An 11,755-nucleotide genomic window follows, 5' to 3' on the forward strand; every position below is an offset into this window, starting at 1 on the left:
GCGCGCTTGCGCTTTTGCCCGCGTGCTTTGTGCTTGCCGCAGTGATCGGTGCCCTCTGGGCCGCTCCTGCCTCTGATCAACCGCGCGCGGTGCCGACGCGCGAGGTGCTGCTGGTCCACGGACCCATCCACTATGATCTGCTGATCCCGATTGATGATATTTCGGGCCCGCGGTTTGCCGCGCTCGAGACGCGGGGTCTGCCGCTATCGCATCCCGATGCGCGGTGGCTTGTCATCGGATGGGGGGCGCGCAAGTTTTATACGGAAACCCCCACCTATCGCGAATTGAAACCCGGCAATGTCTGGCGCGGGATTATCGGCGATGACGCGGTGCTGCGGATTGATGTCATTGGCCCCATCGTCCCGACCGCCAAACGCCGGACCGTGACGATGACCGAAGGCGCGTACCGCAGGCTGGTCGCGCATGTCTGGTCGGCGCTTGACCCCGGCCCTGACGGGCTGCCTCAACGTGTGGATGTGGATGGGTATACCGCCACCGATGGATTCTTTGCCGCCAAGGGACGCTTTAGCATCCTGCGCACCTGCAACGTCTGGATCGGCGACCAACTCCGCGCGGCGGGGCTGCGCTTCGGACGCTGGACGCCGCTCCCCTTGTCAGTGAGCCTGTCCTGGCGCCTTTACCAAAGCGAGCCCCGCTAGGCAGGGACGCTCCGCGGGGAGTTTATTTGGCAAAATGAAGCCGGTCGCGGGCAATTGGCCGCTGGAGAGTTTGCCGGCTTCGTGGCACAAGAAAGCTTGTCTGAAATAGGAGCACCGACATGTCCGGCACATTTGGCAAAGGTCACCATCTGCATCTGATCGACGGGTCGGCGTTTATTTTCCGCGCCTATCACGCGCTGCCACCGCTGACGCGCAAGTCGGACGGGCTGCCGATTGGTGCGGTGGCGGGTTTTTGCAACATGTTGCACCGCTATGTCGAAGGCAACACAGGCCCGGATGCACCGACCCATGTGGCCGTGATCTTTGACAAGGGCAGCCATACCTTCCGCAATGACATGTATGACAAATACAAGGCCAACCGCGAGGCCATGCCCGAAGACCTGCGCCCGCAGATCCCGCTGACCCGTACCGCCACCGAAGCCTTCAATATCGCTTGCAAGGAAAAGGAAGGTTTCGAGGCGGACGACATCATTGCCACGCTCGCCGTACAGGCACGCGCCGCAGGTGGCCGCTGCACTATCATCAGTTCGGACAAGGATCTGATGCAGCTGGTCGGCGGCGGCGTCGAAATGCTGGATGCGATGAAAAACAAGAGCATCGACCGCGACGGTGTGTTCGAGAAATTCGGCGTCTATCCCGATCGTGTGGTGGATGTGCAGGCGCTGGCGGGCGACTTTGTCGATAACGTCCCCGGGGCACCCGGGATCGGAATCAAGACGGCCGCTTTGCTGATCAACGAATACGGCGATCTCGATGCGCTGCTGGAGCGCGCGGGCGAGATCAAGCAGCCCAAGCGGCGTCAGACCCTGATCGACCATGCCGACCAGATCCGCCTGTCCCGTGATCTGGTCAAGCTGGACGAGAACACGCCGCTGGACTTCACCCTTGACGATCTTGAGGTGCGCGACCCTGATGCAGATCAACTGCTGGGCTTTCTGGCCGAGATGGAGTTTCGCACCCTGTCCAAACGTGTGGCCGAGGTGCTGGGGAAAGAGGCCCCCACCATCGCTGAGGCACCGGTCGCCGCCGATGCCCCGGCCGCGGCGGATGTGCCCTTTGACGCAGAGCTATATGAACACGTCAGTGACACAGCCGCGCTGCAGGCCTGGATCGACCGTATCTACGAATTCGGCTATGTCGCCGTCGATACAGAGACCACCGGGCTGGACGATATGGTCGCGCAGCTTGTCGGGGTTTCACTCTGTGTCGAACCGGGCAAGGCCTGCTACATCCCGCTCATCCACAAGGCGCGCGGCAGCGATGATCTGTTCGGGAGTGATGATCTGGCCGAGGGGCAGATCCCTACCGAAGAGGCGCTGCGCCTGCTGACTCCGATGCTGGAGGACCCCTCCATCCTCAAGATCGGGCAGAACATGAAATACGACAGCAAGATTTTCGCTCAGCTGGGGATCAACGTCGCGCCCATCGACGACACGATGCTGCTGTCTTACGCGATGCACGCCGGGCTGCACGGCCACGGCATGGACACGCTGTCTGAACGCTATCTGTCGCACACACCGATCCCGATCAAGCCGCTGCTGGGGACAGGCAAATCGGCCATCACCTTTGATAAGGTGCCGCTCGCCGATGCGGTGAAATATGCCGCCGAGGATGCGGATATCACTCTGCGTCTGTGGCAATTGTTCAAACCCCAACTTCACCGCGTCGGGGTGACGAAGGTTTATGAAACGCTTGAACGCCCGCTTGTGCCTGTTTTGGCGGCAATGGAACGCTCTGGCGTGAAGGTGGACCGCGATACGCTGAGCCGGATGTCGAACGCCTTTGCCCAGAAGATGGCGGGGCTTGAGGACGAGATCTATGAGCTCGCCGGGCGTAAATTCAACGTCGGCTCGCCCAAGCAGTTGGGGGAAATCCTGTTCGACGAGATGGGGCTGGAAGGCGGCAAGAAAGGCAAGACGGGGGCCTATGCCACCGGTGCCGATGTGCTTGAGGACCTCGCGACAGAGCATGACTTACCTGCGCGGGTGCTGGACTGGCGGCAGCTGTCCAAGCTGAAATCGACCTATACCGACGCGCTGCAGGACCACATCAACCCCGACACGGGCCGTGTGCATACGTCCTATTCCATCGCGGGGGCGTCGACCGGGCGGCTGGCCTCGACCGATCCGAACCTGCAAAACATCCCGATCCGGTCCGAAGAAGGGCGGCGCATCCGCGAGGCATTTGTCGCAGAGCCGGGCAAGGCGCTGGTCGCGCTTGACTATTCCCAGATCGAGCTGCGGATACTGGCGCATATCGCCAATATCCCCGAGCTTAAGCAGGCGTTTCAGGACGGGATCGACATTCACGCGCTGACCGCTTCGGAAATGTTCGGCGTGCCGCTGGACGAGATGACGTCGGACGTGCGTCGTCAGGCCAAGGCGATCAACTTTGGCGTGATCTATGGCATCTCGGGCTTCGGTCTGGCGCGCAACCTGCGTATCCCGCGCGCCGAAGCACAGGGGTTCATCGACCGCTATTTCGAACGTTTCCCCGGCATCCGTACCTATATGAATGACACCAAGGCTTTCGCCAAAGAGCATGGCTTTGTGCAGACGCTCTTCGGGCGCAAGATCCACACGCCCGAGATCAGCGCCAAGGGCCCCCGCGCCGGTTTTGCCCAACGGGCGGCCATCAACGCGCCAATTCAGGGCACCGCCGCCGATGTGATCCGCCGCGCTATGATCCGCATGCCCGACGCGATCAAGGATCTGCCCGCCACCATGTTGCTGCAGGTCCACGATGAATTGCTGTTCGAGGTGGAGAAAGGGGCCGAGGACGATCTGATCGACGCCGCACGCAAGGTGATGGAGAATGCAGCCGATCCGGTGGTCAAACTGGATGTGAAGCTCGACGTGGATGCAGGCGTCGGGGCGAGTTGGGCAGAGGCGCATTAAGCGTCTCTGAAGTGCCCCCCCTGCGGCTAGCTGAGTGTCATCCAGCCCAGGCTGTCCTCGGTCCGTGGGCCGGGGATATATTCGCCGCTGACCCAGCCGCAATACCCCGCGCGGCGCAGGGCGGCGAAGAGCGCGGGGAAATCGACTGTACCCGTACCGGGCGCGCTACGATCGGGCGCGTCGCCAAGCTGCACATGTACGATCAGGTCTTTGTATTGATCGAACACCGCCACCGCGTCGCCGTGGATCATCTGGGCGTGGTAGCTGTCATATTGCAGCCGGACGTTCGGCCGGTTCACAGCACGCAGCACATCGGCGGCAAGCGCGTAGTCGTTCATGAAATACCCCGGCATCGCGACGGGGTTCAGCGGTTCAACCGTCAGGGTAAGCCCCTTGGGCGCGATATCAGCCGCCCAGATCAGATTGTCGATGAAGGTTTGCCGCGCCAGCGCGCCTTGCCCATTGCCCGCCATGACATGCAGATAGCGGACCTTGAGCGCGGTGGCATATCGAAACGACCGCTGGATATCGACGCGGAAACGGGCCGCCAGTTCGGGCACCGCGGCAAAGCCCTGTGCGCCGCCGGTGTAATTGGGCGGCGGGGCGTTGATCAGGATCAGCTGCAAGCCGTTGGCGACACAGGCGCGCAGCGTCTCTTTGGCCGCCAGATCATAGGGGAAAAGCACCTCTACCGCGGTAAATCCTGCCTTCGCGGCGACGGCAAAACGGTCAAGATAGGGCAGCTCGGGCCACAGCAGAGTAAGGTTCGCGGCTGGCTTCATGAAGGATCATCCGGTTCGGGCCGCTATCGTCGCGCTGTGGCAGGCAGTATCAATCGGGCAGTTCGTCCGAGGGGATAATACCAAAGAAGCTGCCGCCCGACCATACGCCGAACCAGCCGTCGTGATGCACGCCAAGCTCGACCAACCGGTAAAAGCTTTTGCGGTCGATCAGCGCCTCCAGGTTGCGGCGGATACGGACGTAGGGCGCGGGCTCGCCATCTTCGGGGTCGCGCTCAACTCGGATCGGCAGATCGGGGCCGGCGACGGCGATGTCTTCCAGGTTTGTCTGGAAGGTCAGCCTCTGGTCGGTGCCACTGCCTTCGGCCTCGAAATCGATGGCGACAAAGGGGGCGTCCTCGACCTTGATGCCGACTTTTTCAACCGGTGTCACAAGGAAATAATCATCTTCTTCGCGGATCAGAATCGATGCGAACAGCTTTACCAGCCCGATGCGTCCGATGGGGGTGCCTTGATAGAACCAAGTGCCGTCGCGTTTGATCTCCATGTCCAGATCGCCGCAAAACGGGGGGTTCCACTTTTCAACCGGCGGCAATCCGCGTGTTTTGGCGGCGGAAACAGAGGCGGCAAGGCTTTCTGCTGTCGGGGTCACGGTTTTTTGTCCACTCATTGCTTTTGCCATTTCCTGTTCACACGATACACTTACATCTAACTGATATAACCCCGAGGACGCAAAAGTCATGACCCAAGCCCGCGATATGGTAGCAGAAATCGAGACGCTTGGCGAAAAGCTGGCCGAGGCGAAGGCCTCGATCAACCGGCGTTTCATCGGGCAGCAACGGGTCGTTGACCTGACGCTGACGGCCCTGCTGTGCGGTGGCCACGGGCTGCTGATCGGTTTGCCGGGTCTGGGCAAGACGCGGCTGGTCGAAACGCTGAGCACGGTAATGGGGCTGGATGGCAATCGGGTCCAGTTCACGCCCGATTTGATGCCTGCCGATATTCTGGGGTCAGAGGTGCTGGACACCGCCGCCGATGGCACCCGCGCGTTCCGCTTTGTCGAGGGGCCGATCTTTTGCCAGTTGCTGATGGCGGACGAGATCAACCGCGCCTCGCCGCGCACCCAGTCGGCTTTGCTGCAGGCGATGCAGGAAAAGACCGTGACCGTCGCCGGACAGGACCGCGCCTTGGGGCATCCGTTTCACGTGCTCGCCACCCAGAACCCCATTGAGCAAGAAGGCACCTACCCGCTGCCCGAGGCCCAGCTTGACCGCTTTTTGGTGCAGATCGATGTGGCCTACCCCGACCGGGAGACAGAGCGGGATATTCTGCTGGCCACCACAGGGGATACCGATGCGCAGGCCGCACCCGTCTTTACCACGGCAGAGCTACTGGCCGCGCAAACGCTGCTGCGGCAGATGCCGGTGGGTGAATCGGTGGTCGGGCTGATCCTTGATCTGGTCCGCGCCTTCCGCCCTGACGGGCCTGATGCCAGCCCGCAAGTGCGCGATACCGTGGCGTGGGGCCCCGGCCCACGCGCCGCGCAAGCGTTGATGCTGACGGTGCGGGCGCGCGCTTTGTTGCAGGGGCGTCTGGCACCGTCGGCGGAGGATGTCATCGATATGGCCCGTCCTGTGTTGCTGCACCGTATGGCGCTGAACTTCGCGGCGCGCGCTCGTGGCGACAGCCTATCCGCGCTGATTGACACAACCGCTGCCAGCCTGATCGGGAAAAAGGCCGCGGCGTGAACAGCCCCGACACCCTTCGCATCCGATCAGAGGAGCAATCCGCCCGTTTGCCCGCGCTGCTGGCCCGTGCAGAGCATCTGGCCGGTGCAGTCTTGCTGGGTGCCCATGGGCGTCGACGCGCAGGGGTGGGGGATGATTTCTGGCAATACCGTCCGGCACAGGCCGGGGATAGCCGTCGCAGCATCGACCACCGGCGTTCGGCCATGGGGGACCATGAGTTCGTGCGCGAACGTGAATGGCAGATCGCGCAGTCGGTCATGCTTTGGGTCGATCAGGGGGCGTCCATGCGCTTTGCCTCGACGCCTGCATTGGAACAGAAGGGCGACCGCGCGCGGCTGATCGGGTTGGCGCTGGCGATCCTGCTGCAACGGGGCGGTGAACGGGTCGGGCTGACCGGCAGCGCCCTGCCCCCGCGATCCGGCAGGCCGCAGATCCTGCGCCTTGCCGAAGCCCTGTGTCAGGACGACGCCGCCGACTACGCCCCGCCGGAACATCGCGCCATGATCCCCCATGCACGGGCTGTGTTCATCTCTGACTTCATGGGGGATCTTGCGGGGGTGACCACAGCGCTGACCAAAGCGGCGGACCGCGGGGTGCGCGGCGTGCTGTATCATGTGCTGGACCCCTCGGAGGAGGCCTTCCCCTTCACCGGTCGCACCATCTTTGAAAGCGTCGGCGGCACGCTGCGCCACGAGACCTTGAAAGCGAACGACCTGAAAGACCGCTATCTGGAACGGCTCGCCGCGCGCAAGGCAGAGCTGCGGCAGCTTTGTGCCCTGACTGGCTGGCAATACGGGCTGCACCACACCGACAGCACCGCACAATCGGCGCTTTTATGGCTCTATGCGGCGCTGGATACGCGCAGCGGGGGGACAGCATGACCGTTCTTGGGGGCATCGGCTTTACCGCGCCGTGGATCCTGCTGGCGCTTCTGGCGCTGCCGATCCTGTGGCTGATCCTGCGCGCGGTGCCGCCTGCACCGATCCGACGCCGCTTTCCCGGCGTGGCGCTGCTGCTTGGGTTGAGCGATGATGAAAGCGTGTCGGACCGCACGCCGTGGTGGTTGCTGCTGCTGCGCATGTTGGCGGTGGCCGCGTTGATCATCGGGCTGGCCGGACCGATCCTGAACCCGCAAGAGGAACAGACCCAAGGCACCGGCCCGCTGCTGATTGTGCTCGACGGGTCTTGGGCAGGAGCCACGCGTTGGCCACAGCAAACCGAAGCGCTAGAGGCGCAGTTGACCCGTGCGGCACGCGCTGGACGCACGGTCGGCTTTCTGACCCTCACCCGACCAGAAGCACCCGCCTTTCAATCCGCTGACGCATGGCGCAGCCGTCTCGCCGGGTTTGATCCCGCCCCCTGGCAGCCCGCCCCCGCCGACATTGACCGCACGATAGAGATCGCGGACACGCTCGGCGGTTTCGATACCCTGTGGTTCAGCGACGGGCTTGCCTATGCGGGGCGCGACGCGATGCTTGATGCGCTTCAGGGCAAGGGCAGCGTCGAGGTCTATCAGACTGGTGCAGACGTACTGGCACTGGCCCCCGCGACCTATGAGGACGGGGCGATTACCCTGACCGCCAAGCGCGCCCTCGCTGGTGCCGAGCGGTCGGTGACCATCACTGCACAGGGCCGTGATCCGGCAGGGAATATGCGCGTCCTCGCCAGCGTTCCGGCCACATTCGACGTAGGATCAACGCAGGCCAGCGCGGCCCTGTCCCTGCCCGCAGAGCTGCGCGCGCGGATCACGCGTTTCGACATCGCGGGCCAACGCTCCGCCGGGGCGACGACGCTGGTCGATGATGCGTTGCGGCGGCGCGAGGTTGGGCTGATCGCCGGGCGCGAAAACCGCGAGGGGCTGGAGCTGCTGTCCCCCCTACACTACATCGAACAGGCATTGGCCCCCGCCGCCGATCTGATTGAGGGGGGGATTGGCGATGTGCTGCCCGCAAACCCCGATGTGATCGTACTGGCCGATATCGCGACCCTATCGGAGGCAGAGCAGGCCCCCTTGATCGACTGGATCGAAGCTGGTGGCATGTTGGTGCGTTTCGCCGGTCCACGCATCGCTGCCAGCGACATCAGCCGAGATACCGAAGACCCTCTGATGCCTGTGCGCCTGCGGGCCGGTGGCCGCAGTGTCGGCGGCGCAATGAGCTGGGGCGCCCCGAAAACGCTGGACAGCTTCCGCGAATCCTCTCCTTTTTACGGTCTGGAGATACCGCAGGATGTGACCGTCTCGGCCCAGGTCGTCGCGCAGCCCGATCCGACACTGGCAGAGCGTGTGATCGCGTCGCTGAGCGATGGCACCCCGCTGGTCACCCGCAAGCAAGTAGGACAGGGGCAGATCGTATTGTTTCACGTGACAGCCACGGCCGAGTGGTCGACGCTGCCGCTGTCGGGGCTGTTTGTGCAGATGATGGAACGGTTAGCGATTTCTTCATCTTCCGCCGGTATCGAGGCCTCGGACCTGCAGGGCACGACGTGGACGCCCCTGCGCGTGATGGACGGGTTTGGCACACTGTCTGACGCGGGTACGCTGCCCGGTGTGGACGGGGCTGATCTGATGGCCGCGCCTGCGGGCCCAGACCTGCAACCGGGGGTCTATGCCTCTGGCGATCGGCGCATTGCGCGCAATGTGGTGGTTGCAGATACCACCCTGACCCCCGCGGCATGGCCAGCGGATGTGCCAGTACGTGGGCTTGATGTGGCCGATGAACAGCCGCTTGCCGGTTGGCTGTTATCCCTGTCGATCCTGCTGCTGCTCGCTGATGTCATCGCGTCGCTTTCCTTGTCGGGGCGGCTGCTCAGGCACAGCAATGCCGCAGGGCTGATCCTTGCGGCGCTGATTTATGCACCGACGCAGGCCGATGCGCAGGCGGACGACAGCTTTGCCCTGAACGCCACGGCGGAGATGACGCTGGCCTATGTGATCACCGGCAACGCGTCGGTTGACGAGATGTCGGATGCCGGATTGCGCGGGTTGTCGGATACGCTTTATTTCCGCACCTCGGTCGAACCTGCCAACCCCATCGGTGTGGATCTGGAGCGGGATGAGCTTGCCTTCTTCCCTATGCTTTACTGGCCCATCACCCCCGATCAGCCCCGCCCTTCGGATACGGCCTATCGCAAGCTGAACGACTATCTGCGCTCCGGCGGGATGATCCTGTTCGACACACGTGATGCGAATATCGCGGGCTTCGGGGCCGCCAGCCCCAATGGGCGCAAGCTACAAGACCTCGCCGCGCCGCTGGACATCCCTCCGCTTGAACCCTTGCCAGCGGATCACGTGCTGACCCGCACGTTCTATCTGCTGCAGGACTTCCCCGGACGACACAGCGGGCGCGATCTGTGGGTAGAGGCATCGCCCCCCGACGCCGAACAGGTAGAGGGGATGCCGTTCCGCAATCTGAATGACGGGGTGAGCCCGGTTGTCATCGGTGGCAATGACTGGGCCGCGGCCTGGGCCGTGTCCTCGAACGGCACGCCGATGGTGCCCATCGGGCGCGGTTTCGCCGGGGAACGTCAGCGCGAGCTGGCCTACCGCTTCGGCGTCAATCTGGTCATGCATGTGCTGACCGGCAACTATAAATCCGATCAGGTGCATGTTCCTGCGCTGCTGGACAGGTTGGGCCAATGACATCGACCATCATCTTCGACCCGCTGATCCCGCTACCGATGTTATGGGGCGTTGCCGCACTGGCGCTGGCGGCCGTTGCCTTGGCGGTGCTGCGTGGGTTGCAAGGCTGGGCGCTGCGGGGGGCGGCGATGCTCGTCGTTCTGGCGGCGCTTTCTGGCCCCTCCGTGCAGCAGGAAGACCGCGCGCCGCTCACCGATATCGTCGTGATGCTGGAAGACGAAAGCGCCAGCCAATCCCTCGCAGACCGGCCCGCACAAACCGCCGCCGCCGCAGAGACGTTGGCAGCACAGATCACCGCGCGCGAGAATACGGAACTGCGCCGCGTGACCGTGCCCGATGGGGAGGGTGATAGCGGCACGCAGCTGATGACCGCCCTGTCAGAGGTGCTTGCCGAAGAGCCGCGCGCCCGGATCGCAGGCATCCTTGCGCTCAGCGACGGGCGCATTCACGACGCCGACCTGCCAGTCGATCTGCCGGCACCGATGCATCTGTTGATGACCGGAAAGCAAAGCGATTGGGATCGCCGCCTGTCCGTCCGCAACGCCCCTGCCTTTGCCATCATCGGCGAACCCGTGACCCTGACCCTGCGCATCGACGACCTTGGGGCCGCCCCGCAAAAAGACGCGCTGGCCCCGCTTGAAATCTCGGTCGATGGGGAGCCGCCGCAGACCTTCCGCGTGCCCGTAGGGCAAGATCTGGAACTGCCCGTGACCCTGCCCCACGGCGGGCGCAATGTGATCCGGTTCTCGCTGCCCGAGGCCGAAGGAGAGCTGACCGACCGCAACAATGCCGCGCTGATCCAGATCAACGGGGTGCGCGACCGTCTGCGGGTGCTTCTTGTCAGCGGGGAGCCGCATCAGGGCGGGCGTACGTGGCGCAATTTGCTGAAATCAGACAGCTCTGTCGATCTGGTGCATTTCACGATCCTGCGCCCGCCGGAAAAACAGGATGGCGTGCCGGTAGACGAACTTTCGCTGATCGCCTTTCCCACCCGCGAGTTGTTCATGGAAAAGATCGAGGATTTCGATCTGATCATCTTTGACCGCTACAAACGCCGCGGCATCCTGCCGTCGCTCTATCTTGAAAACGTCGCCAATTATGTGCGCGGCGGGGGTGCTGTGCTGGTCGCTGCCGGGGCGGATTTCGCGAGCGCCGACAGCATCTACCGCTCCCCCCTCGGAGAGGTCTTGCCCGCCACGCCGACCGCGCGGGTGATCGAACAGCCCTACCGCCCGCTGGTGTCCGAGCTGGGGCACCGCCATCCGGTGACCAGCGGCTTGCCCGAACAGGAAACATGGGGACGCTGGCTGCGGCAGATCGATGTGGCCGATCCCTTGGGCCATGTGGTGATGACCGGCGAAGATGACCGACCGCTGCTGATTCTGAACCGTGTGGAAGAAGGGCGCGTTGCGCTCATGGCGTCTGATCATGCGTGGCTGTGGAACCGTGGCTATGAAGGTGGCGGCCCGCAGCTAGAGCTGTTGCGACGGCTGGCCCACTGGATGATGAAAGAACCCGAGCTTGAGGAAGAGGCCCTGACCGCCACAGCCGAAGGCCAGACCATGCGCATCACCCGTCGCACGCTGGGGGACGACATCCCGCCTGTCACCCTGACCAACCCCGATGGCAGCACGGCAGAGATCACGCTTTCGCCAGCCACGCCGGGTGTCTTCGAAGGGGTTTACGAAGGCCCCGAGATTGGCCTTTACCGGCTGGAAAATGGCGACCAAAGCGCGGTGATCGGTTTGGGCCCCGCCGCCCCGCGGGAGTTTGTGGAAACGATTGCCAGCGACGAAACCCTCGCCCCCGTACTTGCGCCCCTGCGCGGTGGTGTCGCGCGGATCGAGGACGGCCTGCCCCGCATCCGCGACATACGTGTCGGGCGCCCCGCAGCCGGACGTGGATGGATCGGGCTGACCCCTCGCAACGCCTATGAAACACGTGACGTGCGGCAGATGCCTATCTTGCCCGCGTGGCTCGTCCTGTTGCTGGGCAGCGCCCTGATCCTCGCAGCATGGCTCCGCGAAGGGCGACGTTAACCTTAAAAACA

General features: G+C 63.6%; 8 protein-coding genes. 6 read left to right on the forward strand and 2 right to left on the reverse strand.

Annotated elements, in window-relative coordinates; translation table 11 throughout:
* Window positions 1-29 precede the first annotated feature (29 nt).
* Together SJY36_RS14785 and polA are read left to right on the forward strand one after the other, a co-directional pair.
* Window positions 30-659 carry a TIGR02117 family protein gene (locus tag SJY36_RS14785; RefSeq protein ID WP_386176138.1) on the forward strand — a complete coding sequence of 210 codons (630 nt, stop codon included), beginning with the start codon at window positions 30-32 and terminating at the stop codon, window positions 657-659.
* Window positions 660-778: 119 nt separating this feature from the next.
* Window positions 779-3,577: a DNA polymerase I gene (polA, locus tag SJY36_RS14790; protein ID WP_386176140.1), complete on the forward strand. Its 2,799-nt coding sequence runs from the start codon at window positions 779-781 to the stop codon at window positions 3,575-3,577.
* A 26-nt stretch (window positions 3,578-3,603) separates the two neighbouring features.
* Here the strand turns inward: polA and SJY36_RS14795 are convergent, their stop codons facing one another.
* Both SJY36_RS14795 and SJY36_RS14800 read right to left on the reverse strand, forming a co-directional pair.
* Entirely contained in the window at window positions 3,604-4,359 is a 756-nt protein-coding gene (locus SJY36_RS14795) for a hydroxypyruvate isomerase family protein (RefSeq protein ID WP_386176142.1), read from the reverse strand.
* A 49-nt stretch (window positions 4,360-4,408) separates the two neighbouring features.
* Window positions 4,409-4,987 carry a DUF1285 domain-containing protein gene (locus tag SJY36_RS14800; protein ID WP_005850487.1) on the reverse strand — a complete coding sequence of 193 codons (579 nt, stop codon included), beginning with the start codon at window positions 4,985-4,987 and terminating at the stop codon, window positions 4,409-4,411.
* 70 nt (window positions 4,988-5,057) lie between these two features.
* Between SJY36_RS14800 and SJY36_RS14805 the strand changes: the two genes are divergently transcribed.
* From SJY36_RS14805 to SJY36_RS14820, 4 genes are read left to right on the forward strand one after another with little or no spacing between them, the layout of a single operon-like run.
* Window positions 5,058-6,065: an AAA family ATPase gene (locus SJY36_RS14805; RefSeq protein WP_386176145.1), complete on the forward strand. Its 1,008-nt coding sequence runs from the start codon at window positions 5,058-5,060 to the stop codon at window positions 6,063-6,065.
* Window positions 6,062-6,946, forward strand: coding sequence for a DUF58 domain-containing protein (locus tag SJY36_RS14810; protein ID WP_386176147.1), 885 nt, complete (start codon window positions 6,062-6,064; stop codon window positions 6,944-6,946). The genes SJY36_RS14805 and SJY36_RS14810 overlap by 4 nt, the downstream gene beginning before the upstream one ends.
* Window positions 6,943-9,705 carry a DUF4159 domain-containing protein gene (locus SJY36_RS14815; protein ID WP_386176149.1) on the forward strand — a complete coding sequence of 921 codons (2,763 nt, stop codon included), beginning with the start codon at window positions 6,943-6,945 and terminating at the stop codon, window positions 9,703-9,705. Before SJY36_RS14810 ends, SJY36_RS14815 begins: the two co-directional genes overlap by 4 nt.
* Window positions 9,702-11,744 (forward strand): hypothetical protein, encoded by a 2,043-nt coding sequence (locus tag SJY36_RS14820; protein WP_260004224.1) that lies wholly within the window; start codon window positions 9,702-9,704, stop codon window positions 11,742-11,744. Before SJY36_RS14815 ends, SJY36_RS14820 begins: the two co-directional genes overlap by 4 nt.
* Window positions 11,745-11,755 lie beyond the last annotated feature (11 nt).

The organism is Sulfitobacter sp. R86518 (assembly GCF_042466275.1).
Taxonomy (GTDB): domain Bacteria; phylum Pseudomonadota; class Alphaproteobacteria; order Rhodobacterales; family Rhodobacteraceae; genus Sulfitobacter; species Sulfitobacter pontiacus.

Excerpts from the sequence above, each read along its gene's own strand:
- SJY36_RS14815 (WP_386176149.1), top strand. The coding sequence starts at position 6,943 with ATGACCGTTCTTGGGGGCATCGGCTTTACCGCGCCGTGGATCCTGCTG.
- SJY36_RS14805 (WP_386176145.1), top strand. The coding sequence starts at position 5,058 with ATGACCCAAGCCCGCGATATGGTAGCAGAAATCGAGACGCTTGGCGAA.
- polA (WP_386176140.1), top strand. The coding sequence starts at position 779 with ATGTCCGGCACATTTGGCAAAGGTCACCATCTGCATCTGATCGACGGG.
- SJY36_RS14800 (WP_005850487.1), bottom strand. The coding sequence starts at position 4,987 with ATGAGTGGACAAAAAACCGTGACCCCGACAGCAGAAAGCCTTGCCGCC.
- SJY36_RS14795 (WP_386176142.1), bottom strand. The coding sequence starts at position 4,359 with ATGAAGCCAGCCGCGAACCTTACTCTGCTGTGGCCCGAGCTGCCCTAT.
- SJY36_RS14820 (WP_260004224.1), top strand. The coding sequence starts at position 9,702 with ATGACATCGACCATCATCTTCGACCCGCTGATCCCGCTACCGATGTTA.